Below are 21,783 nucleotides of genomic sequence, written 5' to 3'. Positions count from 1 at the left end.
GGGTGGCGGAGAGAAGGAGCGGGCGGTGCCGCAGAACGTCCACAATGGTGGACGGTCACTCCGAAGGAGTTAGGAAATATGTCACGTCGTCGTCGTCCCGAGAAGCGGGAAATCCTGCCTGATCCCAAGTTCGGTGATCAGGTCCTGTCGAAGTTCATGAACAACCTCATGCTCGACGGCAAGAAGTCGGTCGCCGAACGCATTGTCTACGGTGCGCTCGACACGGTCGAGACCAAGGCCAAGGCAAACCCGATCGAGCTGTTCCATGCAGCGCTCGACAACATCAAGCCGCAGGTCGAAGTGCGCAGCCGCCGCGTCGGCGGTGCCACCTACCAGGTGCCGGTCGAGGTGCGCGACGAGCGCGCTCAGGCGCTTGCCATCCGCTGGCTCATCACGGCCGCTCGCGGCCGGGCCGAGACCACCATGGCCGCACGCCTTTCGGGCGAGCTCATGGATGCGGCAAACAACCGCGGCAACGCGGTGAAGAAGCGCGAAGACACGCACCGCATGGCGGACGCGAACCGCGCCTTCTCGCACTACCGCTGGTAGGACGCGGGCCGGATTGGGGCAGGGCGTGTCGCGCGTGCGGCGACCCTGCCTTCAATTGGTCACAAAAGTAACCATATGGGGCGTGGAGAGCTTTCTCACCCCCAAGACCCGAGGAATATGAACATGGCCCGCGATTACCCGCTGGAGCGCTATCGCAATATCGGCATCATGGCGCACATCGATGCCGGCAAGACCACCACGACCGAGCGTATCCTTTACTACACCGGCAAGTCCTACAAGATCGGCGAAGTCCACGACGGCGCCGCGACGATGGACTGGATGGAGCAGGAGCAGGAGCGCGGGATCACGATCACGTCGGCTGCGACCACGACCTTCTGGACCCCGGAAGATCCGTCGATGGATCCGCGTTCGGACCCCGAAGCGCTTCGTGCCGACATGCCGAAGTACCGGATCAACATCATCGACACGCCCGGCCACGTGGACTTCACCATCGAAGTCGAACGCTCGCTGCGCGTGCTCGACGGCGCGGTCGCCGTGTTCGACGGGGTTGCCGGTGTTGAGCCGCAGTCCGAGACCGTGTGGCGGCAGGCTGACAAGTACGGCGTTCCGCGCATGTGCTTCATCAACAAGCTCGACCGTACCGGCGCCGACTTCTACTATTGCGTGCAGTCGATCGTCGATCGTCTCGGCGCGACCCCGCTGGTGATCACCCTGCCGATCGGCGCGGAAAGCGACCTCAAGGGCGTCGTCGACCTCGTCGCCAACCGCGGCATCGTATGGCAGGCCGAAGACCTCGGTGCGAAGTACGAATTCGTCGACATTCCCGAAGACATGGCCGACAAGGTCGCGGAATACCGCGAGAAGCTGATCGAGACAGTCGTCGAGCAGGACGACGATGTCATGGAAGCCTATCTCGAAGGCAACGAGCCCGATGTCGCCACGCTCAAGAAGCTGATCCGCAAGGGCACGATGGCGCGTGATTTCGTGCCCGTCACCTGTGGTTCGGCCTTCAAGAACAAGGGCGTCCAGCCGCTGCTCGACGCAGTGGTCGACTACATGCCGTCGCCGCTCGACGTTCCGGCCATCAAGGGCGTGCTGCCCGACAGCGAAGTGGAAGAAACCCGTCCGTCGTCCGACGACGAGCCTTTCGCCGCGCTGGCGTTCAAGATCATGAACGACCCGTTCGTCGGTTCGCTGACCTTCACCCGCATCTACTCGGGCAAGCTCTCCAAGGGCTCGGTCCTGAACTCGGTGAAGGACAAGAAGGAAAAGATCGGCCGCATGCTGCTGATGCATTCCAACAACCGCGAGGACATCGAGGAAGCGTTCGCCGGCGACATCGTCGCGCTTGCCGGCATGAAGGACACGACCACCGGTGACACGCTGTGCGATCCGGCCAAGCCGATCATTCTCGAGCGGATGGAGTTCCCCGAGCCGGTGATCGAACTGTCGGTTGAACCGAAGACCAAGGCCGACCAGGAAAAGATGGGCGTTGCGCTCAACCGCTTGGCCGCCGAGGATCCGTCCTTCCGCGTCACGACCGACCACGAAAGCGGCCAGACGATCATCAAGGGCATGGGCGAGCTTCACCTCGACATCCTCGTCGATCGCATGAAGCGCGAGTTCAAGGTCGAGGCCAACGTCGGTGCGCCGCAGGTGGCTTACCGCGAAAGCCTCAACAAGCCGGTCGACGTCGATTACACCCACAAGAAGCAGTCGGGTGGTTCGGGCCAGTTCGGCCGCGTCAAGGTGCGCGTCCAGCCGGGCGAGCGTGGCCAGGGCTTCATCTTCGAAGACGAGATCAAGGGCGGTAACATTCCGAAGGAATACATCCCCGCGATCGAAAAGGGCTTCCGCGAGCAGGCCGAAAGCGGCCATCTCGTCGGCTTCCCGATCATCGACTTCTCGGTCACGCTGTATGACGGCGCGTACCACGACGTCGACTCCTCGGCGATCGCCTTCGAAATCGCCGGTCGCGGCGCCATGCGCGAAGTGGCCGAACGTTCGGGCATCAAGCTGCTCGAGCCGATCATGAAGGTCGAGGTCGTCACTCCCGAGGATTATCTCGGCGACGTTATCGGCGATCTGAACAGCCGTCGTGGCCAGATCCAGGGTACCGACACGCGCGGCAATGCGCAGGCGGTCGAGGCATTCGTGCCGCTGGCGAACATGTTCGGCTACGTGAACGAGCTGCGGTCCTTCACCCAGGGTCGCGCGCAGTACACGATGCAGTTCAGCCACTACGACGAAGTGCCGGCAAATGTCGCGCAGGAAGTCAAGGAGAAGCTTGCGTAAGCAGGCGACACGGTCTAGGGGCGGCGCCTGATTCAGCGGGTGCCGTCCTGTCCCGCAGAAAATCAATCTGACAGACAGAGGTTACGAGTAAAATGGCGAAGGAAAAATTCCAGCGTAATAAGCCGCACGTGAACGTCGGCACCATCGGTCACGTCGACCACGGCAAGACCACGCTGACCGCGGCGATCACCAAGGTGCAGGACGCGCCGGTTGATTTCGCGAACATCGACAAGGCTCCCGAAGAGCGCGAGCGCGGCATCACGATCTCGACGGCTCACGTCGAGTACGAAACCGATGCGCGTCACTATGCGCACGTCGACTGCCCGGGCCACGCCGACTACGTCAAGAACATGATCACCGGTGCCGCCCAGATGGACGGCGCGATCCTGGTCGTGAACGCTGCCGACGGCCCGATGCCGCAGACCCGCGAGCACATCCTGCTCGCACGTCAGGTCGGCGTGCCGAAGCTCGTCGTGTACATGAACAAGGTCGACCAGGTCGACGACGAGGAAATCCTCGAGCTCGTCGAGCTGGAAGTCCGCGAACTGCTGACCGAATACGGCTTCGATGGCGACGATATTCCGATCGTCAAGGGTTCGGCTCTGGCCGCCCTCGAAGGTCGCGATCCGGAAATCGGCGAGAACTCGATCAAGGCTCTCATGGAAGCGGTCGACACCTACATCCCGACTCCGGAACGTCCGGTCGACCAGCCGTTCCTCATGCCGATCGAAGACGTGTTCTCGATCTCGGGCCGTGGTACGGTCGTCACCGGCCGCGTCGAAACCGGCGTGGTGAATGTTGGTGACGAAGTCGAGATCGTCGGCATCAAGGACACTTCGAAGACGACCGTCACCGGCGTCGAAATGTTCCGCAAGCTGCTCGATCGCGGTGAAGCCGGCGACAACATCGGCGCCCTGATCCGCGGTGTCGGTCGTGACGACGTCGAGCGTGGCCAGGTTCTCGCCAAGCCGGGTACGGTCAATCCGCACACCGACTTCGAAGCCGAAGTCTACGTCCTGTCGAAGGACGAAGGCGGCCGTCACACGCCGTTCTTCGCGAACTATCGCCCGCAGTTCTACTTCCGCACGACGGACGTGACCGGCGAAGTCGTTCTTCCCGAAGGCACCGAGATGGTCATGCCGGGCGACAACGTTTCGATCGGCGTCAAGCTGATCGCTCCGATCGCCATGGACGAAGGTCTGCGTTTCGCCATCCGTGAAGGCGGTCGTACCGTCGGTTCGGGGGTTGTCAGCAAGATCACGAAGTAATATAGGCGCGCTCAACACGGCGGGGATTCGTCCCCGTCGCGCCGAATTACCTCGGTAAAAATCGAATTTGGTTGCCCCGCTCTCCCTGGAGACGGGAGGGGGCGGGGCAACTTTTATGTTTGCTCTTTCTCATCGGTACACGGACATGGAAGCCCAGAATATTCGCATTCGCCTCAAGGCGTTCGATCACCGCGTTCTCGACCAGGCAACTGGCGAGATTGCAGACACGGCACGCCGCACGGGCGCGTTGATCCGGGGTCCCATTCCGATGCCGACGAGGATCGAGAAGTTCACCGTGAACCGCGGTCCGCACATCGACAAGAAGTCGCGTGAGCAGTTCGAGGTGCGTACCTACAAGCGGCTGCTGGACATCGTGCAGCCGAACGCCCAGACGGTCGATGCGCTGATGAAGCTCGATCTTGCTGCCGGCGTGAACGTCGAAATCAAGCTGGCGTAAGCCTCTCGATCGATCCGGTCTGCGGTCAGGACCTAAAATCTGGCCGAAAGTTTCAGGGGCTCTCGATGGCCCCGTCGGCTTCAAGGAAGCCGGCAAGACATTGGGATACCGCCGGATTTATCCGGGTCTGCGTCCCCCGTCTCGCACTCTCGTCCATCCGGGCAGGAGTGCATACAGCCCGGACGGGGCGACGTTTCACATATCGGGCTGGAGCTCCTGGCGGACGCAGGTTTGCCAGGGTCTCGTCATGCACCTTCGGGATGGGCCCGGGGTGCCTCTGTTTAGGAGAATGGATCATGCGCACTGGCGTGATCGCTAAGAAAGTCGGGATGACCCGCCTGTTCCAGGAGGATGGACGTCACGTTCCCGTGACCGTTCTTTCCCTCGAGAACTGTCAGGTGGTTTCCCAGCGTACCGGCGACCGGGACGGCTATTTCGCCGTTCAGCTCGGCGCCGGAGAAGCGAAACAGAAGAACGTCGCCAAGCCGCAGCGCGAGCATTTCGCGAAGGCGGACGTCGGCTTGAAGAAGCGTGTCGCCGAATTCCGTGTCGACGACGAGGAAGGTCTCCTTCCCGTCGGTGCCACGATCACGGCCGACCACTTCATCGCCGGCCAGAAGGTCGACATCACCGGACACACGCAGGGCAAGGGCTTTGCCGGCGCCATGAAGCGCTGGGGTTTCGGCGGTATGCGCGCCACCCACGGCGTCTCGATCAGCCACCGTGCCCACGGTTCGACGGGTAACCGCCAGGATCCGGGTCGCGTCTTCAAGAACAAGAAGATGGCCGGTCACATGGGTGATCGCCAGCGCACGCAGCAGAACCTCGAAGTGGTTCGCACCGACGCCGAGCGTGGCCTGATCTTCGTCAAGGGTTCGGTCCCCGGCCACAAGAACGGCTGGCTGGTCGTTCGCGATGCGGTCAAGCTTCCGCTTCCCGAAGGCGTTCCGTTCCCCGGTGCGATGCGTCGCAACGCGGATGAAACGAAGAGCGAGGAAGCTGCTGCCGGCATGGTCGAAAGCGCCGCCGAGCACGAAGTGGTGACCGAGGTTTCCGCCGCGGAGCAGGAAAAGCTGGCCCAGGAGGCCGAAGCTTCGATCGCAGCCGACAAGGACGCCGGTACCGAAAACAACGCGCCCGAAGCCGATGCTTCGGACGAGAGCAAGGAGTCCTGATCGTGAAGGTCAAGGTCCAGAAACTCGACGGCAAGGCTGCCGGCGATGTCGAGCTGAGCGATGACGTGTTCGGGGTGACCCCGCGCGCCGACATCCTCCATCGCGTCGTCACCTGGCAACTCGAGAACCGTCGCGGAACCGCGCGTCCGACGCGCGAACGCTCCGACGTCGCTCGCACGGGCGCCAAGTTCGGCAACCAGAAGGGTGGCGGGCGTGCCCGTCACGGCGATCGCGGTGCTCCGATCTTCATCGGCGGCGGCAAGGCTCACGGTGCGCGCAAGCGTGACTTCGAGCAGTCGCTCAACAAGAAGGTCCGCGCGCTCGGTCTGAAGATGGCTCTTTCGAGCAAGGCGAAGGACGGCCTCGTCGTCGTCGACAGCCTGGAGCTCAAGGATGCCAAGACCCAGGTGCTCAAGGGCCACCTCGACAAGTCGGGCTGGAACGGCAAGGTGCTGGTCATCGGTGGCGAAAGCGTCGATGATGGTTTCGCGCGGGCTGCACGCAACCTGAAGGGCATCAATGTCCTGCCAGCGATGGGTGCCAACGTCTACGACATCCTCAACCACGACACGCTGGTCCTCACCAAGGATGCGGTCGAGAAGCTGGAGGCGCGTTTCAATGGCTAAGAAGCAGGACATCGCTGCGCGTCACTACGACGTCATCCTGGCGCCGCACATCACCGAGAAGTCGACCCTGCTCTCCGAGCACAACGCGGTTGTCTTCAAGGTGGCCGGCGACGCCACGAAGCCGCAGATCAAGGAAGCGGTCGAAGCGATCTACGACAAGAAGGTCGTGGGCGTGAACACGGTCGTGACCAAGGGCAAGACCAAGCGCTGGAAGGGCAAGCCCTACAAGCGCACCGACCAGAAGAAGGCGATCGTAACGCTGGCCGACGGCGACATGATCGACATCACAAGCGGTATCTGAGGCGGAACATGGCACTCAAGAACTTCAAACCGACGAGCCCCGCACGGCGCGGCCTCATCCTCGTCGACAAGTCCGGCCTGTACAAGGGCAAGCCGGTCAAGTCGCTCACGGAAGGCAAGCGCAAGACGGGCGGACGCAACAACAAGGGCCATGTCACTTCGCGCGGCATGGGCGGCGGTCACAAGCAGAAGTACCGCTACATCGACTTCAAGCGTCGCAAGTGGGACGTCGAAGGCACCGTGGAACGGATCGAATACGATCCCAACCGCACCGCTTTCATCGCGCTTGTGAAGTACGAGGACGGCGAACTGGCTTACATCCTGTGTCCGCAGCGGATCCAGGAAGGCGACAAGATCATCGCCGGCGAAAAGACCGATACCAAGCCTGGCAATGCCATGCTGCTCGGTCAGATGCCGGTCGGCACGATCTGCCACAATGTCGAGATGAAGCCGGGCAAGGGCGGCCAGATCGCCCGTTCGGCCGGGACCTACGTCCAGCTCGTCGGTCGTGACCGCGGGATGGTCATCGTGCGCCTCAACAGCGGCGAGCAGCGTTACCTGCGCGCCGACTGCATGGGCACGGTTGGTGCGGTGTCGAACCCCGACAACTCGAACCAGAACTTCGCCAAGGCCGGCCGCAACCGCTGGAAGGGCAAGAAGCCCCTGACGCGCGGTGTCGCCAAGAACCCGGTCGACCACCCGCATGGTGGTGGTGAAGGCCGGACCTCGGGCGGTCGCCATCCGGTGACCCCGTGGGGCAAGCCGACCAAGGGCGCTCGCACCCGCAACAACAAGCAGACGGACAAGATGATCATCCGTTCGCGCCACGCCAAGAAGAAGAGGTAACCGGACATGGCACGCTCCGTCTGGAAAGGTCCCTTCGTCGAACTCAGCCTTCTCAAGAAGGCCGAGGACGCACAGGACGCCGGTGGCAACAAGCCCATCAAGACCTGGTCGCGTCGTTCGACGATCCTGCCGCAGTTCGTCGGCCTGACGTTCAACGTCCACAACGGCCACAAATTCATTCCTGTATCCGTTTCGGAAGAGATGGTCGGCCACAAGCTCGGTGAATTCGCGCCCACGCGCACCTTCCCGGGCCATGCTGCCGACAAGAAGGGCAAGCGCTAATGGGCAAGGCGAAATCCCCCCGCCGCGTTGCGGATAACGAGGCTCTGGCCGTCGGCACCACGATCCGTGGCTCGGCGCAGAAGCTGAACCTCGTTGCCGCTCTGATCCGTGGCAAGAAGGCCGAGGAAGCGATGAACATCCTCGCTTTCTCGAAGAAGGCAATGGCCCGCGATGCATCCAAGGTGCTCGCGTCGGCGATCGCCAATGCCGAGAACAACCACGATCTCGACGTCGACGCTCTGGTCGTTGCCGAGGCTTCGGTAGGCAAGTCGATCACGATGAAGCGGTTCCACACCCGTGGCCGCGGCAAGTCGACGCGCATCCTGAAGCCCTTCAGCAAGCTGCGCATCGTCGTTCGCGAAGTAGAAGAGGCGTAAGATGGGCCAGAAGAGCAATCCGATCGGTCTGCGCCTGCAGATCAACCGCACCTGGGACAGCCGGTGGTACGCCGAAGGGCGTGACTATGCCGCGCTGCTCAAGGAAGACATCGAGATCCGCAAGTACATCATCGCGAACCTGCCGCAGGCAGCGATCTCGAAGGTGGTGATCGAGCGTCCGGCAAAGCTTTGCCGCATCTCGATCTACGCGGCCCGTCCCGGTGTCATCATCGGCAAGAAGGGCGCGGACATCGAGAAGCTGCGCGTCAAGCTGGCCTCGATGACCGAGAGCGAAGTGAAGCTGAACATCGTCGAGATCCGCAAGCCGGAAATCGATGCGAAGCTCGTCGCCGAAGGCGTGGCAGACCAGCTGGTTCGCCGTGTCGCCTTCCGCCGCGCGATGAAGCGCGCCGTGCAGTCCGCTCTGCGTCTGGGTGCCGAAGGCATCAAGATCGTGTGTGGCGGCCGTCTTGGCGGTGCGGAAATCGCCCGCGTCGAATGGTATCGCGAAGGTCGCGTTCCGCTGCACACTCTGCGTGCCAATGTCGATTACGCCGAAGCCGAAGCGCTGACGGCTTACGGCATCATCGGCATCAAGGTCTGGATCTTCAAGGGCGAGATTCTCGCGCACGATCCGACCGCGCAGGACCGCCTCATGATGGAAGCGCAGACGTCCGGCGTCCGCCCGGCACGCTGAGTTAGGTAAGAGCAATGCTGCAACCGAAGAAAACCAAGTACCGGAAGGCCTTCAAGGGCCGCATCAAGGGTGAAGCCAAGGGTGGAACCTCGCTGAATTTCGGTTCCTACGGCCTCAAGGCCCTCGAGCCCGAGCGTATCACCGCTCGCCAGATCGAGGCCGCCCGTCGTGCGATCACGCGCCACATCAAGCGTCAGGGACGCCTGTGGATCCGCGTGTTCCCGGACGTGCCGGTGTCGAAGAAGCCTGCCGAAGTCCGTCAGGGTAAGGGCAAGGGTTCGGTCGAATACTGGGCTGCCCGCGTGAAGCCGGGTCGCATCCTGTTCGAACTCGACGGCGTTGCCGGCCCGCTGGCCGCCGAAGCCTTCGAACGGGCCGCGATGAAGCTGCCGATCAAGACCAAGGTCGTTGCCCGTCTCGGCGACACCTCGCACCTGGGAGGCGAATGATGGCCAAGGCAATCGAAGACCTGCGGACCAAGAGCGACGACCAGCTGGACGAACAGCTGACCGAGCTCAAGCGCGAAGCGTACAACCTGCGTTTCCAGGCCGCGACCAACCAGCTCGAGCGTCCGGCGCGCATCAAGGAAGTGCGCCGCCAGATCGCCCGGATCAAGACTCTGCAGACCCAGCGGTCCGCAGAAGCGAAGGCTTAAGGAAAAGACCATGCCCAAGCGCATCCTGATCGGCACTGTCACTTCCGACAAGACCGACAAGACCGTGACCGTACTGGTCGAACGCAAGGTGAAGCACCCGCTCTACGGGAAGATCATCCGTCGTTCGAAGAAGTATCACGCTCACGACGAGAACAACGAATACGGCCTCGGCGACACCGTTCGCATCGAGGAAACCAAGCCGATCTCCAAGACCAAGACCTGGCAGGTGATCGACCGGGTTACCGCCGGCGGTACGCAGGCGGTCGAAGCCGACCTCGACGTCGAGGCGGCAAGCAACTGACGTTTTAGGAACTGCCGGACTGGTTTCGGCAAGCCAAGAGAAGGAACGGATCGATGATCCAGATGCAATCCACTCTCGACGTCGCGGACAACAGCGGCGCGAAGCGCGTCCAGTGCATCAAGGTGCTGGGCGGGTCGAAGCGTCGTACTGCGTCCGTCGGCGACGTGATCGTGGTTTCCGTTAAGGAAGCCCAGCCGCGTGCCCGCGTTAAGAAGGGCGACGTGCACCGTGCGGTGATCGTGCGTACCAAGAAGGACGTCCGTCGTCCCGATGGCAGCGTGATCCGCTTCGACAGCAACGCAGCGGTCCTCGTGAACAAGAACGAGGAGCCGATCGGCACCCGTATCTTTGGCCCGGTCGTGCGCGAACTGCGCGGTCGCGGTTTCATGAAGATCATCTCGCTCGCACCGGAGGTTTTGTAATGGCCGGCGCCAAGATCAAGAAGGGCGACAGCGTCGTCGTGCTCTCGGGCAAGGACAAGGGCCAGACCGGCACCGTGTCCAAGGTCCTGCCGAAAGAAGGCAAGATCGTCGTCGAGGGCGTGAACATCGCTGCGCGTCACCGCAAGCCGAGCCAGACCAACCCGCAGGGTGGCATCGATCGCTTCGAAGCGCCGATGCACATCTCCAAGGTTGCCCTGGCCGATCCGAAGGACGGCAAGCCGACCCGCGTCCGTTTCGAAACGAAGGACGGCAAGAAGGTCCGCATTGCAGTCAAGTCCGGGGAGACCATCGATGGCTGATTACACCCCCCGTCTCAAGTCGAAGTACGAGGACGAGATCGTCAAGGCGATGACCGAGAAGTTCGGTTACACCAATCGCCTCGAAGTCCCCAGGCTGGAAAAGATCACGCTCAACATGGGCGTGGGCGAAGCCAGCCAGGACAAGAAGAAGGTCCAGACTGCTGCCGAGGAAATGGCACTGATCGCCGGCCAGAAGCCGGTCATCACCAAGGCCAAGAAGTCGATCGCACAGTTCAAGCTGCGCGAAGGCATGCCGATCGGTGCGAAGGTTACCCTTCGTCGCGATCGGATGTACGAATTCCTCGACCGCCTCGTCACCATCGCCATGCCGCGCATTCGCGACTTCCGCGGGCTCAACCCGCGTTCGTTCGACGGCCGTGGCAACTACGCGATGGGTCTCAAGGAACAGATCGTGTTCCCCGAGATCAGCTACGACAAGATCGAGAAGGTGCGTGGCATGGACGTGATCGTCACCACCACCGCCAAGACCGACGATGAAGCGCGCGAGCTGCTTCGCCTGTTCGGTTTCCCGTTCCCCGGCGCCGCCAAGAGCGAAGCCGAGGGTGCTGAGAAGGAAGCGGCATAAGCCGCCGCCCTTCGATGAACACGAAAGCAAAGAGAGCTTAAGTCCATGGCGAAACTGAGTTCCATCAACAAGAACGAGCGGCGCAAGAAGCTCGTGAAGAAGTACGCGAACAAATATGCCAAGCTGAAGGCGATCGCGGACGACAAGTCGCTCGACGATGGCGAGCGCCTTATCGCGCGTCTGAAGATGGCGGAAATTCCGCGTAACGGAAACCCGACCCGCGTGCGCAACCGCTGCACCACCACCGGCCGCCCGCGCGGCTATTACCGCAAGTTCGGCCTCAACCGCATCGAACTTCGCGAACTCGGCAACCGGGGGATGATCCCCGGTCTGACCAAGTCGAGCTGGTGAGGACCTGAAAGATGGCAATGACCGATCCCCTGGGTGACATGCTCACCCGCATCCGCAACGGCCAGCAGGCGAAGAAGGATTCCGTCCTTTCGCCCGCTTCCAGGCTCCGTGCAAACGTGCTCGAAGTTCTCGCCCGCGAAGGCTACATCCGTGGCTATTCCGAGGACGAGACCGGCAAGCACAAGGCGCTGCGGATCGAACTGAAGTATTTCGAAGGCGAACCTGCGATCAAGCATGTCAGCCGTGTCTCGAAGCCTGGCCGCCGCGTATATTCGGGTTCCAAGGAACTCCCGCATGTCCGCAACGGCCTTGGCATCACCATCGTCTCGACGCCGAAGGGCGTGCTTTCCGACGCGGAAGCCCGTTCGCAGAACGTCGGTGGCGAAGTGCTGGCGGAGGTTTTCTGATGAGCCGCATCGGTAAGGTTCCGGTCAAGATCCCGAGCGGGGTCGACGCCAAGATTGAAGGCGACACGCTGACCGTGAAAGGCCCCAAGGGCGAGCTGAGCATGGGTCTGGCCGACATCATCGAGTACAAGCTCGAAGACGGCGAGATCTCGGTGAAGCCGGCCAACGATACGCGCACCGCGCGTAACTACTGGGGCATGCAGCGCACGCTGGTGTCGAACCTGGTCGAAGGTGTCACCGAAGGGTTCACCAAGGTCCTCGAGATCAAGGGCGTCGGCTACCGAGCCCAGGCACAGGGCCAGAAGCTCAAGCTGCAGCTCGGCTATTCGCACGATGTCGATCTCGATGTTCCGGAAGGCCTTGACGTGAAGACGCCCGATCAGACCACGGTCGAGATCAGCGGTATCGACAAGCAGAAGGTCGGCCAGTTCGCCGCCGAAGTCCGTCGCTGGCGCAAGCCCGAACCCTACAAGGGCAAGGGTATCGCGTATCGCGGCGAGTATATCTTCCGCAAGGAAGGGAAGAAGAAGTAAGATGGCAAAGCTTTCTCTTTTCGAACGCCGTCGCCGCCGCGTGCGGACCGCGCTCCGCGCTCGCTCGGGCGACAAGCCCCGCCTGTCGGTGCACCGCACCGGCAAGCACATCTATGCCCAGATCATCGATGACGCGGACGGCAAGACCGTTGCTGCGGCCTCGACGCTCGGCGGCAAGAGCTCGGGCGCCAATGTCGATGCTGCCACGCAGGTCGGCAAGGACATCGCCGCGGCTGCCAAGAAGGCAGGCGTCACCACCGTCGTGTTCGATCGCGGCGGCTTCCTTTACCATGGTCGCGTCAAGGCGCTGGCCGACGCCGCCCGCGAAGGCGGGCTGGAGTTCTGATGATGCCAGAGAACGAAAACACCGAGAACAACGCCCCGGAAACGGAAGCCGTGACTGCCGAGACGGAACATGCCGTCAAGGAACAGCCGGTGATCGATAACGAGGGTTCGACCCCGACGCCGACCGTTGCCTCGACCGAGGCGGCCGACAACCAGAGCGCCGACAGCGGCGTCCCTGGCAAGCCCGCCGAAGGGCGTGGCGGTCGTGGTGGCCGTGGTGGCAACCGCGATGGCGGTGACCGTGGTCGCGGTCGTGGCGGTCGTAACGATCGTCGTGGCAACCGCCGCGAGGAAGAAGACGACGGCATCATCGAGAAGCTGGTCCACATCAACCGCGTGTCGAAGACGGTGAAGGGCGGCAAGCGCTTCGGTTTCGCCGCGCTGGTCGTCGTGGGCGACGGTTCGGGCCGCGTCGGTTTCGGTCATGGCAAGGCGCGCGAAGTGCCCGAAGCCATCACCAAGGCTACCGCTGCCGCGCGCAAGAAGATGATCCGCGTTCCGCTCAAGGAAGGTCGCACGCTGCACCATGACGGCAACGGCCGTTTCGGTGCCGGCAAGGTGACCGTGCGCACCGCGCCTCCGGGTACCGGCATCATCGCCGGTGGTCCGATGCGCGCCGTGTTCGAAAGCTTGGGCGTTGCCGACGTGGTGACCAAGTCGGTCGGTACGTCCAATCCCTACAACATGATCCGCGCCACCTTCGACGCGCTGCAGGACCAGACTTCGCCGAAGTCGGTCGCGCAGCGTCGTGGCAAGAAGGTTGCCGACCTGCTCGGCCGTGGTGGCGCCAGCGAAGCCGAGGCGGAAGCCGAAGCCGCTGCCGTCGTGGAGTAAGATAGATGGCCAAGAAGAACGACACCATCACGATCAAGCAGATCGGATCGCCGCTGCGCCGGCCGGAAAGCCAGCGCAAGATCCTGATCGGCCTGGGTCTCAACAAGATGCACAAGGTGGTCACCCGCCAGGACACCCCCGAGGTGCGCGGCGCGATCGCGAAGGTCCCGCATCTGGTTGCGATCGTCGACTGACGATCTTTCGACAGGATAACGAGGAAAGGGCCGGGGCGTTAACGCGCTTGCGGCCCTTTCTCTTGTGTGGCGGCAGCTTTCGTCGGCCGCTTACTGCACAACGAGTTCGGCCGACCAGGATGTATGTCTGAGACCGCGCGGCAGCGGCATGATCCGGTCGCGCAGGCTGCGCGAGGCGAATTCGACAGCGCGGACTGCGAACCCATGACGCGCGGCCAGTTGCCGCAAGGTTCTTGGATCGAACCAGCAGGTATGTTCAGGATTGTTGGGCACTTCGGGTAGCAGCGCCGCCTTGGCGACGTTTCGCCAATACCAGGGATTGGGTGTCTGGACGATCAGCATGCCCCCTGGAGCGAGAGCTGCACGAGCGCTGGTGAGAAAGCCCTCTACATTTCCCAGGTGCTCGATCAGGTCGCCGGCGACGATGACGTCGAACTGTCGGTCGAAGGCGAAACGCTCCGCGTCACCCACGACCACATCGAATCCCAGCGTGTTCAGCGCGGCTACACCATCGGCGTGGAGGTCGAGACCGACGGTCTCGTGCGCTACTTCGGTGATTGCGCGGTGCAGGAAATACCGGCTCGCATACTCCGACGGATCGTGCATCACGCACCCCAGGTCGAGGACGCGTTTGCCCTCGCAACGCCTGGTCACGTACGCCGTTTTGGGGTCATCGAAGTCGATCGGTTCGACGGGCTGCTGCGGCAAGCCGACCGTGTACGCACTGGCCGCGGCCAGATCCTCGCGTTTCATCGTTGCGTCCTCGACGTGCCGTTCACGGGCGGGTTGAAGCACGCAGGTCCTCTGCTCACAAGTAGAGCGGCCCAGCATGGTCACAGAAATCGTCTGAGAGGTTGCAAACATGCGTCACTGTCGCTAGTGGCCCCGCTTCCCAAACAACGCGCAGAAAAGCGAAAGCGAGTGTTGACTATGAAACTCAATGATATCCGTGACAATGATGGTGCCCGCAAGGAGCGCATGCGCGTCGGCCGTGGCATCGGCTCGGGCAAGGGCAAGACTGCCGGCCGTGGCCAGAAGGGCCAGAAGAGCCGTTCCGGCGTAGCCATCAAGGGTTTCGAAGGCGGCCAGATGCCGCTCCACATGCGGTTGCCGAAGCGCGGCTTCAACAATCCGTTCGGCAAGGATTTTGCCGAAGTGAACGTCGGCATGCTGCAGAAGTTCATCGACGCCAAGAAGCTCGATGCCAAGAAGGACATCGACCACGAAGCGCTCAAGGCTGCTGGCCTCGCACGCGGTGGCAAGGACGGCGTCCGCCTGCTCGGCAAGGGTGAAATCACCACCAAGGTCAAGCTGGTCGTCGCCGGTGCCTCGAAGGGCGCGATCGAGGCGGTCGAGAAGGCCGGCGGTTCGGTCGAAGTAATCGACAAGGGCCAGCCCGAGCACGAGAAGAAGGCTGCTCGCGCCGAGGCGAACAAGGCCAAGAAGGCCAAGTAAGCGGGATAATTCGGGAGGCGGGGTTCGACATCCCGCCTCTCGCTACCTATGTATCCTGATCGAGCCGGGGCGTCCGGCACCTGCACGGGATTTGACCGAATATCATGGCTTCACGCGCCGACAATATCGCGAGCAATCTGAGCCTCGCGAACTTCTCCAAGGCTACCGAGCTGAAGAACCGCATCTGGTTCACGATCGGCGCGCTGATCGTGTTCCGGTTCCTCAGCTTCGTACCGCTGCCGGGGATCAATCCGCTGGCCCTCCAGGGCCTGGTCGACCAGACCCGCGGCGGCATCCTCGACATGTTCAACATGTTCACCGGCGGCAGCCTCGAGCGCATGAGCCTCATCGCGCTCGGCGTGATGCCGTACATCACGGCGTCGATCGTGGTGCAGCTGGCCGCTTCGCTCCATCCGGCGCTCGCCGCGCTGAAGAAGGAAGGGACGACTGGTCGCCAGAAGCTCAACCAGTATACCCGCTACGGCACGGTCTTCCTGTGCGCGATGCAGGGCTGGTTCCTGGCCTCGGGTCTCGAGAGCTTCGGCGCGCAGAGCGGCATCCAGGCCGTGGTCGATCCGGGCATCATGTTCCGCGTCGTGTGCGTCATCAGCCTCGTCGGGGGCACGATGTTCCTGCTGTGGCTGGGCGAGCAGATCACCGCCCGCGGCATCGGCAACGGCGTGTCGCTGATCATCATGGCCGGTATCGTCGCCCAGTTCCCCGGCTTTACCGCCAACCTTTTCGAAGGCGGCCGCACCGGTTCGATTTCGCCGGTGATCATCGCCGGCTTCCTGGTCATGCTGGTGGTCCTGATCCTGGTCATCAGCTTCATGGAACGCGCCCAGCGGCGCCTCCTGATCCAGTATCCCAAGCGCGCGACGCAGCGCGGCATGATGCAGGCCGATCGCTCGCACCTGCCGCTCAAGCTCAACACCGCCGGCGTCATTCCGCCGATCTTCGCCAGCTCGCTGCTGCTGCTGCCGCTCACGATCACGCAGTTCGCCGGTAACTCGGTCAACACCGAAAGCACTGCGGGCAGCATCATCGTGACGCTGAACCAGTACCTGGCGCACGGGCAGCCGCTCTACATGGCGCTCTATGCGGCCGGCATCATCTTCTTCGCCTTCTTCTACACCGCCGTCGTCTTCAATCCCGAGGAAACGGCAGAGAACCTGAAGAAGAACGGTGGCTTCATCCCCGGCATCCGTCCGGGCAAGCGGACCGAGGAATATCTCGATTACGTGCTGACCCGCATCACCGTGGTCGGCGCGATCTACCTGGCGCTCGTCTGCGTCATTCCCGAATGGGGTATCGCGCAAACCGGTATTCCGTTGTTCCTTGGCGGGACCAGCCTGTTGATCGTCGTGAACGTCACCGTTGACACGATCAGCCAGATCCAGTCGCATCTGCTGGCGCACCAGTATGGCGACCTGATCAAGAAGGCCAAGCTCAAGGGCCGGATGCGCTAACACGGCAAGTGCTGGGAGGTTTCTGACAGATGGATATCATTCTTCTGGGGCCTCCGGGCGCAGGCAAGGGAACGCAGGCCAATCGCCTCGTGGAACACCACGGGATGCGGCAGTTGTCGACCGGCGACATGCTGCGCGCGGCGGTCAAGGCGCAGACACCTGTGGGCGTGCAGGCGAAGGAAGTCATGGACCGCGGCGAGCTCGTTTCGGACGAGATCGTGTCGGCCCTGATCGATGCGGAATTGACCGCGATGGGCCCGCAGGTCGGCGCTATCTTCGACGGCTATCCGCGGACCGAGGCGCAGGCGATCGCACTCGACGAGATTCTGGCGCGACACGGGCGTTCGCTCGACCACGTGATCGAGCTCGAAGTCAACGAGGATGCCCTGGTCGACCGGATTACCGGTAGGTACACCTGCGCCAATTGCGGCGAGGGCTATCACGAACGCTACAAGCGTCCGCGCGTCGAAGGCGTCTGCGACAAGTGCGGCTCGACCGAGTTCAAGCGCCGCCCGGACGACAACGAGGCGACCGTGCGCACGCGGATGCAGGAATATCGCGCCAAGACCGCGCCGATCCTGCCGTATTACGAAACGCGCGGTATCGTCACCAAGGTCGACGGCATGGCCTCGATCGAAGACGTGACCCACTCGATCGACGCGATCCTTACCTGAGGCGACCTGCTCGCGCCGCTTGTCACACCCGCCTGCCGCGTTATGCATGAGGCATAAGGGGAGGGACACGCGGACATGATCGCAGGACTGAAGAGCGCAATGCTCGTGGCCGCGCTGCTAATTGGCGGGACAGCCGCCCATGCTGAGGTGGTCGAAACGAAGAGCTATCTCTTCGTTACCCGCGCAACGGCCGATGTCGCCGCGACCCCGATGGAAACTTGGCTCGCCCTGGTCACGCCGTCGAAGTGGTGGAATGGCGAACACAGCTGGTCGGGCGATGCCGCGAACATGACGATCGTTCCGCAAGGCGGAGGCTGTTTCTGCGAGCGGCTGCCGGCGAAGGACGAGGGCGAGAAGATCGCGCTGGCCGGCAGCGTGCAGCACATGACCGTGCTTCTCGCGCTGCCCGAGCAGGTGTTGCGGATGCGCGGCGGCCTCGGCCCGCTGCAGAGCGAGCCGGTCGACGGAGTGCTGACGGTAACCTTGAAGCCGGTCGAAAGCGGCACGCGGATCCTGTGGGAATACGTCGTCGGCGGCGCGATGCGCTACGAGGTTCCGAAGATTTCGAGCGCGGTCGACGGCGTGATGACCGAGCAACTGACGCGCCTGGCCGCGCACCTGGGCCCGATACCTGCTGCGGCACAAGCGCATGACGAACCGAGCGACGGGGCAGCAGAGGCAGCGGGCGCAGACGATGCGCCTGCCGGCTCGCGCTGATCCGCTATCTCACGACGAGCTGACGAGAGGATTGCAGTGATGGATTTGGGAATCGCAGGTCGCCACGCGGTCGTTTGTGCGTCCAGTCGCGGGCTGGGCAGGGCTTGCGCAACCGCGCTTGCCAAGGCGGGGTGTTCGGTGGTCGTGAACGGACGCGACGAGGCAACGCTCGAGAAAACCGCTGCGGAACTGCGCGCCTCTACCGGAGCGACAATCACGGCGATCGCGGGCGACGTCACCGATCCGGCCGTGCGCGAGGCGCTGGTCGCGGTCGCCCCGGTCGATATCCTGGTCAACAACGCGGGCGGGCCGCCCCCGCGCGATTTCCGGGACGTATCCCATGCCGACCTGATCAAGGGCGTGGAAGCCAACATGGCCACCCCGATCGCGCTCGTGCAACTGGTGATCGACGGCATGGTCGAACGGGGCTTCGGGCGGATCGTGAACATCACCTCGGCAAGCGTCGTCACGGGGATCGAGAAGCTCGATCTTTCCTCCGGCGCACGGGCCGGGCTGACCGGCTTCCTGTCGGGTGTCGCGCGGCAGGTCGCCGGGTCGAACGTCGCGATCAACAACCTCCTGCCGGGGAGTTTCGACACCGACCGGCAGGATGCGATCATCGCCGCTGCTGCCGAGCGTACGGGCCGGAGCGTGGCGGAGATCGAGGCGGCGCGCGATGCCGCGACCCCGACCGGGCGGATCGGCCGTCCGGACGAATTCGGCGCGGCCTGCGCTTTCCTGGCGAGCGCCCATGCAGGCTTCATCATCGGACAGAACATCCTGATGGACGGCGGGCAGAGCCGGACGAACTTCTGATTCCGGCAAGCCGGCGCGCGCGGGTTTTGACGTCGCTCGGCGCTTGGTGTAGTACCGGCGGGAGAAAGGCAGCGCGGGCCTTCGGTCCGACGCGTCGGTTTCCTGCGCTTGCCGGTTGACGCCGGGGGCGAATCCCCTTATTTGCGCACCCATTCGACACTTCCAGCGAGTCCGGCAGGCGGCAGCCTAATTGCGCGCCATCCGGGCCTATGGCCGTTCCGACTGCGGGAAAGCGTTGAATAACAAGGCGTTGAGATAGGGCGCGCAACCGCAAGGCCCTGTGGAGCATGGAGAAGTAAGTGGCTCGTATTGCCGGGGTGAATATCCCCACCAACAAGCGCGTAATCATCGCGCTCACCTACATTCACGGTATCGGCCGCACCACGGCCGTCCAGATCGCCGACAAGCTCGGCATCGATCACACCCGCCGCGTTCAGGACCTGTCCGACGAGGAAGTCCTGCGGATCCGTGAAACGATCGATTCTGATTATCAGGTCGAAGGCGACCTGCGCCGCGATACCGCGATGAACATCAAGCGGCTGATGGACCTCAAGTCCTACCGTGGCCTGCGGCATCGTGCGGGTCTTCCCGTTCGCGGCCAGCGCACCCACACCAACGCCCGCACCCGCAAGGGCAAGGCCAAGCCGATCGCCGGCAAGAAGAAGTAAGCCGCGAAGCTGTCACAGCTTTTCGCATTCTTCCCGACTTGAGAATTTAGAGGAAATCACCACATGGCACGCGAACCAGGCCGGATCAGGCGGCGCGACAAGAAGAACATCACGAGCGGCGTTGCGCACATCAACGCCAGCTTCAACAATACCATGATCACCATCACCGACGCACAGGGCAACGCGATCAGCTGGTCCAGCGCCGGGATGATGGGCTTCAAGGGTAGTCGCAAGTCGACTCCCTATGCCGCGCAGGTCGCCGCCGACGATGCCGGCAAGAAGGCAGCAGAGCACGGTGTGCGGACGCTGGAAGTGGAAGTGAAGGGCCCGGGTTCGGGTCGCGAGAGCGCGCTGCGCGGTCTTGCCGCAGTCGGCTTCACGATCACCTCGATCCGCGACGTGACCCCGATCCCGCACAACGGGGTTCGGCCGTCCAAGCGTCGTCGCGTCTGATCATTAGCTGCCCGGCGCCTCGTTCGAGGCGCCACACCTAAGGACCGGACGCGCTTGAAACAGCGCCCGGTCCCGCAACAGTTTGAACCCGCCATAGAGCGAATTAGGGGAAATCCATGTCCGTCAACACCAAGAACTGGCAGGAACTCAAGAAGCCCACCGCCCTCGACATCAAGGAATCGGGCGATCCCAAGCGCAAGGCGACCTTCGTCGCGGAACCGCTCGAGCGCGGTTTCGGTCTCACCATCGGTAACGCGCTGCGCCGCGTGCTCCTGTCGAGCCTGCAGGGCGCGGCCATCACCTCGATCAAGATCGAGAACGTGCTGCACGAGTTCAGCTCGCTCGCCGGCGTTCGCGAAGACGTTACCGACATCGTCCTCAACGTGAAGCAGATCGCGCTGAGGATGGAAGGCGAGGGCTCGAAGCGCCTTCAGCTTTCCGTCACAGGCCCGACCGAAGTCAAGGCTGGCGACATCGCGGTTTCGGGCGACATCGAAGTCCTCAACAAGGACCTGGTGATCTGCCACCTCGACGAAGGTGCAACGCTGAACATGGAACTGACCGCCGACACCGGCAAGGGTTACTCGCCGGCGGTCCAGAACCGTCCTGTCGATGCGCCGATCGGTCTCATCCCGGTCGACAGCCTCTATTCGCCGGTCCGCCAGGTTTCCTACAAGGTCGAGAACGCCCGCGTCGGCCAGGAGCTCGACTACGACAAGCTGTCGCTGACGGTCGAGACCGACGGCACGGTCACTCCGGAAGATGCAGTCGCCTATGCCGCGCGCATCCTCCAGGACCAGCTGACCCTGTTCGTCCACTTCGAGGACGGCATTCCGCAGGCTCCGTCGGCGATGATCGGCCAGGCTGCAGAGCCGCAGGAATCGGATGCCAACCAGCTCAACCGCTATCTTCTCAAGAAGGTGGACGAGCTCGAACTTTCGGTCCGGTCCGCAAACTGCCTCAAGAACGACAACATCATCTACATCGGCGACCTGGTCCAGAAGACCGAAGCCGAGATGCTGCGCACGCCGAACTTCGGCCGCAAGTCGCTGAACGAAATCAAGGAAGTGCTCTCGTCGATGGGTCTGCGCCTCGGCATGGACATCCCCGGCTGGCCGCCGGAAAACATCGAGGAAATGGCGAAGAAGCTCGAGCAGGAACTGCTCGGCTGACACCCGCTCACGGGGCATGGGCCGGACCCCTTTTTCCGGCCTGCATCGGGCTACCTGGTACGGGCCCCCTACGAACGAAGGATATGAATTATGCGTCACGGTATTTCGCAGCGTAAGCTTGGACGCAAGTCGGGCCACCGCACCGCCATGTTCCGCAACATGGCTGCGGCACTTATCAAGCACGAGCAGATCCTCACCACGGCTCCCAAGGCCAAGGAACTGCGTCCCTATGTGGAAAAGCTGATCACCCTCGCCAAGCGCGGCGGCCTGTCGAACCGTCGCCTCGCGATGAGCCGCCTGGGCGACGAAACGCAGCTCAAGAAGCTGTTCGACGTTCTGGCCGATCGCTATTCGGACCGTGACGGCGGCTACACCCGTGTCATCAAGGCCGGCTACCGCGGTAGCGACGCTGCGCAGATGGCGATCATCGAGTTCGTCGACCGCGATGTCGACGCCAAGGGCCAGGATTCCGGCCCGGTGATGAACGAAGACGAATCCGAGTTCGAAGAAGCCTGAGGATAGCAATATCCCGGGCCCTTCGGGTCGCTGAAAGGGGTCGGGCGGTAACGCTCGGCCCT

The 21,783-nt window shown here is 62.9% G+C and carries 33 protein-coding genes; 32 read left to right on the top strand and 1 reads right to left on the bottom strand.

Going from position 1 to position 21,783, the window contains the following annotated elements; translation table 11 throughout:
• Positions 1 to 78: 78 nt before the first annotated feature.
• The 23 genes from rpsG (at position 79) to rpmD (ending at position 13,781) form a co-directional block, all read left to right on the top strand.
• Positions 79 to 549, top strand: a complete 471-nt coding sequence (gene rpsG, locus GRI48_RS03400) for a 30S ribosomal protein S7 (RefSeq protein WP_160671420.1) — start codon at positions 79 to 81, stop codon at positions 547 to 549.
• 123 nt (positions 550 to 672) lie between these two features.
• On the top strand, positions 673 to 2,805 hold the full coding sequence (fusA, locus tag GRI48_RS03395) for an elongation factor G (RefSeq protein WP_160671416.1): 2,133 nt from the start codon (positions 673 to 675) through the stop codon (positions 2,803 to 2,805).
• 92 nt (positions 2,806 to 2,897) lie between these two features.
• Positions 2,898 to 4,073 (top strand): elongation factor Tu, encoded by a 1,176-nt coding sequence (tuf, locus tag GRI48_RS03390; protein WP_160671413.1) that lies wholly within the window; start codon positions 2,898 to 2,900, stop codon positions 4,071 to 4,073.
• A 145-nt stretch (positions 4,074 to 4,218) separates the two neighbouring features.
• Entirely contained in the window at positions 4,219 to 4,530 is a 312-nt protein-coding gene (gene rpsJ, locus GRI48_RS03385; protein ID WP_006831877.1) for a 30S ribosomal protein S10, read from the top strand.
• Between the two features lie 296 nt (positions 4,531 to 4,826).
• Entirely contained in the window at positions 4,827 to 5,705 is an 879-nt protein-coding gene (rplC, locus tag GRI48_RS03380; RefSeq protein ID WP_160671410.1) for a 50S ribosomal protein L3, read from the top strand.
• 2 nt (positions 5,706 to 5,707) lie between these two features.
• Positions 5,708 to 6,331 (top strand): 50S ribosomal protein L4, encoded by a 624-nt coding sequence (gene rplD, locus GRI48_RS03375; protein ID WP_160671407.1) that lies wholly within the window; start codon positions 5,708 to 5,710, stop codon positions 6,329 to 6,331.
• Entirely contained in the window at positions 6,324 to 6,632 is a 309-nt protein-coding gene (locus tag GRI48_RS03370; RefSeq protein ID WP_160671404.1) for a 50S ribosomal protein L23, read from the top strand. Before rplD ends, GRI48_RS03370 begins: the two co-directional genes overlap by 8 nt.
• A gap of 8 nt (positions 6,633 to 6,640) precedes the next feature.
• The gene (rplB, locus tag GRI48_RS03365) at positions 6,641 to 7,477 is read left to right on the top strand and encodes a 50S ribosomal protein L2 (RefSeq protein WP_160671401.1); all 837 of its coding nucleotides are present in this window, start codon (positions 6,641 to 6,643) and stop codon (positions 7,475 to 7,477) included.
• 6 nt (positions 7,478 to 7,483) lie between these two features.
• Positions 7,484 to 7,759, top strand: coding sequence for a 30S ribosomal protein S19 (gene rpsS / locus GRI48_RS03360; RefSeq protein WP_160671398.1), 276 nt, complete (start codon positions 7,484 to 7,486; stop codon positions 7,757 to 7,759).
• Positions 7,759 to 8,136 (top strand): 50S ribosomal protein L22, encoded by a 378-nt coding sequence (rplV, locus tag GRI48_RS03355; protein ID WP_160671395.1) that lies wholly within the window; start codon positions 7,759 to 7,761, stop codon positions 8,134 to 8,136. The genes rpsS and rplV overlap by 1 nt, the downstream gene beginning before the upstream one ends.
• A 1-nt stretch (position 8,137) precedes the next feature.
• A complete protein-coding gene (gene rpsC, locus GRI48_RS03350) occupies positions 8,138 to 8,833 on the top strand; it encodes a 30S ribosomal protein S3 (protein WP_160671392.1) in 696 nt (231 codons plus the stop codon).
• Positions 8,834 to 8,847: 14 nt separating this feature from the next.
• Positions 8,848 to 9,282 (top strand): 50S ribosomal protein L16, encoded by a 435-nt coding sequence (rplP, locus tag GRI48_RS03345; protein WP_160671389.1) that lies wholly within the window; start codon positions 8,848 to 8,850, stop codon positions 9,280 to 9,282.
• Positions 9,282 to 9,488 carry a 50S ribosomal protein L29 gene (rpmC, locus tag GRI48_RS03340; protein WP_202389247.1) on the top strand — a complete coding sequence of 69 codons (207 nt, stop codon included), beginning with the start codon at positions 9,282 to 9,284 and terminating at the stop codon, positions 9,486 to 9,488. Before rplP ends, rpmC begins: the two co-directional genes overlap by 1 nt.
• 10 nt (positions 9,489 to 9,498) lie before the next feature.
• A complete protein-coding gene (rpsQ, locus tag GRI48_RS03335) occupies positions 9,499 to 9,789 on the top strand; it encodes a 30S ribosomal protein S17 (protein ID WP_160671383.1) in 291 nt (96 codons plus the stop codon).
• 53 nt (positions 9,790 to 9,842) lie between these two features.
• On the top strand, positions 9,843 to 10,211 hold the full coding sequence (gene rplN / locus GRI48_RS03330; RefSeq protein ID WP_160671379.1) for a 50S ribosomal protein L14: 369 nt from the start codon (positions 9,843 to 9,845) through the stop codon (positions 10,209 to 10,211).
• Positions 10,211 to 10,531 (top strand): 50S ribosomal protein L24, encoded by a 321-nt coding sequence (gene rplX, locus GRI48_RS03325; RefSeq protein ID WP_160671376.1) that lies wholly within the window; start codon positions 10,211 to 10,213, stop codon positions 10,529 to 10,531. The genes rplN and rplX overlap by 1 nt, the downstream gene beginning before the upstream one ends.
• On the top strand, positions 10,524 to 11,117 hold the full coding sequence (gene rplE, locus GRI48_RS03320) for a 50S ribosomal protein L5 (RefSeq protein WP_160671373.1): 594 nt from the start codon (positions 10,524 to 10,526) through the stop codon (positions 11,115 to 11,117). Before rplX ends, rplE begins: the two co-directional genes overlap by 8 nt.
• Positions 11,118 to 11,162: 45 nt before the next feature.
• The gene (gene rpsN / locus GRI48_RS03315) at positions 11,163 to 11,468 is read left to right on the top strand and encodes a 30S ribosomal protein S14 (RefSeq protein ID WP_160671370.1); all 306 of its coding nucleotides are present in this window, start codon (positions 11,163 to 11,165) and stop codon (positions 11,466 to 11,468) included.
• 11 nt (positions 11,469 to 11,479) lie between these two features.
• The gene (gene rpsH, locus GRI48_RS03310; protein WP_160671367.1) at positions 11,480 to 11,875 is read left to right on the top strand and encodes a 30S ribosomal protein S8; all 396 of its coding nucleotides are present in this window, start codon (positions 11,480 to 11,482) and stop codon (positions 11,873 to 11,875) included.
• Entirely contained in the window at positions 11,875 to 12,408 is a 534-nt protein-coding gene (gene rplF / locus GRI48_RS03305) for a 50S ribosomal protein L6 (protein WP_160671364.1), read from the top strand. Before rpsH ends, rplF begins: the two co-directional genes overlap by 1 nt.
• 1 nt (position 12,409) lies before the next feature.
• Positions 12,410 to 12,754 carry a 50S ribosomal protein L18 gene (rplR, locus tag GRI48_RS03300; RefSeq protein ID WP_160671361.1) on the top strand — a complete coding sequence of 115 codons (345 nt, stop codon included), beginning with the start codon at positions 12,410 to 12,412 and terminating at the stop codon, positions 12,752 to 12,754.
• Positions 12,754 to 13,587: a 30S ribosomal protein S5 gene (gene rpsE / locus GRI48_RS14245; protein WP_237451712.1), complete on the top strand. Its 834-nt coding sequence runs from the start codon at positions 12,754 to 12,756 to the stop codon at positions 13,585 to 13,587. The genes rplR and rpsE overlap by 1 nt, the downstream gene beginning before the upstream one ends.
• A 5-nt stretch (positions 13,588 to 13,592) precedes the next feature.
• Positions 13,593 to 13,781, top strand: coding sequence for a 50S ribosomal protein L30 (gene rpmD / locus GRI48_RS03290; RefSeq protein WP_160671358.1), 189 nt, complete (start codon positions 13,593 to 13,595; stop codon positions 13,779 to 13,781).
• Positions 13,782 to 13,871: 90 nt separating this feature from the next.
• On the opposite strand, the gene GRI48_RS03285 is transcribed toward rpmD, so the two are convergent.
• A complete protein-coding gene (locus tag GRI48_RS03285; RefSeq protein WP_160671355.1) occupies positions 13,872 to 14,534 on the bottom strand; it encodes a class I SAM-dependent methyltransferase in 663 nt (220 codons plus the stop codon).
• 177 nt (positions 14,535 to 14,711) lie between these two features.
• On the opposite strand from GRI48_RS03285, the gene rplO reads away from it, so the two are divergent.
• From rplO to rplQ, 9 genes are all read left to right on the top strand, one after another.
• Positions 14,712 to 15,236 carry a 50S ribosomal protein L15 gene (rplO, locus tag GRI48_RS03280; protein WP_160671352.1) on the top strand — a complete coding sequence of 175 codons (525 nt, stop codon included), beginning with the start codon at positions 14,712 to 14,714 and terminating at the stop codon, positions 15,234 to 15,236.
• 104 nt (positions 15,237 to 15,340) lie between these two features.
• Positions 15,341 to 16,705: a preprotein translocase subunit SecY gene (secY, locus tag GRI48_RS03275; RefSeq protein ID WP_160671349.1), complete on the top strand. Its 1,365-nt coding sequence runs from the start codon at positions 15,341 to 15,343 to the stop codon at positions 16,703 to 16,705.
• Positions 16,706 to 16,734: 29 nt separating this feature from the next.
• Positions 16,735 to 17,379 carry an adenylate kinase gene (locus tag GRI48_RS03270; protein WP_160671346.1) on the top strand — a complete coding sequence of 215 codons (645 nt, stop codon included), beginning with the start codon at positions 16,735 to 16,737 and terminating at the stop codon, positions 17,377 to 17,379.
• A gap of 75 nt (positions 17,380 to 17,454) precedes the next feature.
• Entirely contained in the window at positions 17,455 to 18,096 is a 642-nt protein-coding gene (locus GRI48_RS03265; RefSeq protein WP_160671343.1) for an SRPBCC family protein, read from the top strand.
• A 39-nt stretch (positions 18,097 to 18,135) separates the two neighbouring features.
• Positions 18,136 to 18,912, top strand: a complete 777-nt coding sequence (locus GRI48_RS03260) for an SDR family oxidoreductase (protein WP_160671340.1) — start codon at positions 18,136 to 18,138, stop codon at positions 18,910 to 18,912.
• A gap of 299 nt (positions 18,913 to 19,211) precedes the next feature.
• Positions 19,212 to 19,580: a 30S ribosomal protein S13 gene (gene rpsM, locus GRI48_RS03255; RefSeq protein WP_160671337.1), complete on the top strand. Its 369-nt coding sequence runs from the start codon at positions 19,212 to 19,214 to the stop codon at positions 19,578 to 19,580.
• Between the two features lie 63 nt (positions 19,581 to 19,643).
• A complete protein-coding gene (gene rpsK / locus GRI48_RS03250; RefSeq protein ID WP_067680150.1) occupies positions 19,644 to 20,033 on the top strand; it encodes a 30S ribosomal protein S11 in 390 nt (129 codons plus the stop codon).
• Between the two features lie 116 nt (positions 20,034 to 20,149).
• On the top strand, positions 20,150 to 21,205 hold the full coding sequence (locus tag GRI48_RS03245) for a DNA-directed RNA polymerase subunit alpha (RefSeq protein ID WP_160671334.1): 1,056 nt from the start codon (positions 20,150 to 20,152) through the stop codon (positions 21,203 to 21,205).
• A gap of 90 nt (positions 21,206 to 21,295) precedes the next feature.
• Positions 21,296 to 21,721 (top strand): 50S ribosomal protein L17, encoded by a 426-nt coding sequence (gene rplQ, locus GRI48_RS03240; RefSeq protein ID WP_160671331.1) that lies wholly within the window; start codon positions 21,296 to 21,298, stop codon positions 21,719 to 21,721.
• Positions 21,722 to 21,783 lie beyond the last annotated feature (62 nt).

The organism is Qipengyuania oceanensis (assembly GCF_009827535.1).
In the GTDB taxonomy this organism is placed as follows: Bacteria; Pseudomonadota; Alphaproteobacteria; order Sphingomonadales; family Sphingomonadaceae; genus Qipengyuania_C; species Qipengyuania_C oceanensis.
This window is presented reverse-complemented; position numbering and strand designations above follow the sequence as displayed.

What these genes read in the sequence shown, in the direction of transcription:
- GRI48_RS03245 (WP_160671334.1), top strand. Translation starts at nt 20,150, where the DNA reads ATGTCCGTCAACACCAAGAACTGGCAGGAACTCAAGAAGCCCACCGCC.
- rplB (WP_160671401.1), top strand. Translation starts at nt 6,641, where the DNA reads ATGGCACTCAAGAACTTCAAACCGACGAGCCCCGCACGGCGCGGCCTC.
- rplN (WP_160671379.1), top strand. Translation starts at nt 9,843, where the DNA reads ATGATCCAGATGCAATCCACTCTCGACGTCGCGGACAACAGCGGCGCG.
- rplO (WP_160671352.1), top strand. Translation starts at nt 14,712, where the DNA reads ATGAAACTCAATGATATCCGTGACAATGATGGTGCCCGCAAGGAGCGC.
- GRI48_RS03265 (WP_160671343.1), top strand. Translation starts at nt 17,455, where the DNA reads ATGATCGCAGGACTGAAGAGCGCAATGCTCGTGGCCGCGCTGCTAATT.
- rplP (WP_160671389.1), top strand. Translation starts at nt 8,848, where the DNA reads ATGCTGCAACCGAAGAAAACCAAGTACCGGAAGGCCTTCAAGGGCCGC.
- secY (WP_160671349.1), top strand. Translation starts at nt 15,341, where the DNA reads ATGGCTTCACGCGCCGACAATATCGCGAGCAATCTGAGCCTCGCGAAC.
- GRI48_RS03270 (WP_160671346.1), top strand. Translation starts at nt 16,735, where the DNA reads ATGGATATCATTCTTCTGGGGCCTCCGGGCGCAGGCAAGGGAACGCAG.
- rpsS (WP_160671398.1), top strand. Translation starts at nt 7,484, where the DNA reads ATGGCACGCTCCGTCTGGAAAGGTCCCTTCGTCGAACTCAGCCTTCTC.
- rpsE (WP_237451712.1), top strand. Translation starts at nt 12,754, where the DNA reads ATGATGCCAGAGAACGAAAACACCGAGAACAACGCCCCGGAAACGGAA.
- rplQ (WP_160671331.1), top strand. Translation starts at nt 21,296, where the DNA reads ATGCGTCACGGTATTTCGCAGCGTAAGCTTGGACGCAAGTCGGGCCAC.
- rpsG (WP_160671420.1), top strand. Translation starts at nt 79, where the DNA reads ATGTCACGTCGTCGTCGTCCCGAGAAGCGGGAAATCCTGCCTGATCCC.
- rplR (WP_160671361.1), top strand. Translation starts at nt 12,410, where the DNA reads ATGGCAAAGCTTTCTCTTTTCGAACGCCGTCGCCGCCGCGTGCGGACC.
- rplX (WP_160671376.1), top strand. Translation starts at nt 10,211, where the DNA reads ATGGCCGGCGCCAAGATCAAGAAGGGCGACAGCGTCGTCGTGCTCTCG.
- rplC (WP_160671410.1), top strand. Translation starts at nt 4,827, where the DNA reads ATGCGCACTGGCGTGATCGCTAAGAAAGTCGGGATGACCCGCCTGTTC.
- rplE (WP_160671373.1), top strand. Translation starts at nt 10,524, where the DNA reads ATGGCTGATTACACCCCCCGTCTCAAGTCGAAGTACGAGGACGAGATC.
- tuf (WP_160671413.1), top strand. Translation starts at nt 2,898, where the DNA reads ATGGCGAAGGAAAAATTCCAGCGTAATAAGCCGCACGTGAACGTCGGC.
- rpsN (WP_160671370.1), top strand. Translation starts at nt 11,163, where the DNA reads ATGGCGAAACTGAGTTCCATCAACAAGAACGAGCGGCGCAAGAAGCTC.
- GRI48_RS03285 (WP_160671355.1), bottom strand. Translation starts at nt 14,534, where the DNA reads ATGAAACGCGAGGATCTGGCCGCGGCCAGTGCGTACACGGTCGGCTTG.
- rpsH (WP_160671367.1), top strand. Translation starts at nt 11,480, where the DNA reads ATGGCAATGACCGATCCCCTGGGTGACATGCTCACCCGCATCCGCAAC.
- rpsK (WP_067680150.1), top strand. Translation starts at nt 19,644, where the DNA reads ATGGCACGCGAACCAGGCCGGATCAGGCGGCGCGACAAGAAGAACATC.
- rpsC (WP_160671392.1), top strand. Translation starts at nt 8,138, where the DNA reads ATGGGCCAGAAGAGCAATCCGATCGGTCTGCGCCTGCAGATCAACCGC.
- rpsQ (WP_160671383.1), top strand. Translation starts at nt 9,499, where the DNA reads ATGCCCAAGCGCATCCTGATCGGCACTGTCACTTCCGACAAGACCGAC.
- GRI48_RS03260 (WP_160671340.1), top strand. Translation starts at nt 18,136, where the DNA reads ATGGATTTGGGAATCGCAGGTCGCCACGCGGTCGTTTGTGCGTCCAGT.
- rpsJ (WP_006831877.1), top strand. Translation starts at nt 4,219, where the DNA reads ATGGAAGCCCAGAATATTCGCATTCGCCTCAAGGCGTTCGATCACCGC.
- rpmC (WP_202389247.1), top strand. Translation starts at nt 9,282, where the DNA reads ATGGCCAAGGCAATCGAAGACCTGCGGACCAAGAGCGACGACCAGCTG.
- rpmD (WP_160671358.1), top strand. Translation starts at nt 13,593, where the DNA reads ATGGCCAAGAAGAACGACACCATCACGATCAAGCAGATCGGATCGCCG.
- rplV (WP_160671395.1), top strand. Translation starts at nt 7,759, where the DNA reads ATGGGCAAGGCGAAATCCCCCCGCCGCGTTGCGGATAACGAGGCTCTG.
- rplF (WP_160671364.1), top strand. Translation starts at nt 11,875, where the DNA reads ATGAGCCGCATCGGTAAGGTTCCGGTCAAGATCCCGAGCGGGGTCGAC.
- GRI48_RS03370 (WP_160671404.1), top strand. Translation starts at nt 6,324, where the DNA reads ATGGCTAAGAAGCAGGACATCGCTGCGCGTCACTACGACGTCATCCTG.
- fusA (WP_160671416.1), top strand. Translation starts at nt 673, where the DNA reads ATGGCCCGCGATTACCCGCTGGAGCGCTATCGCAATATCGGCATCATG.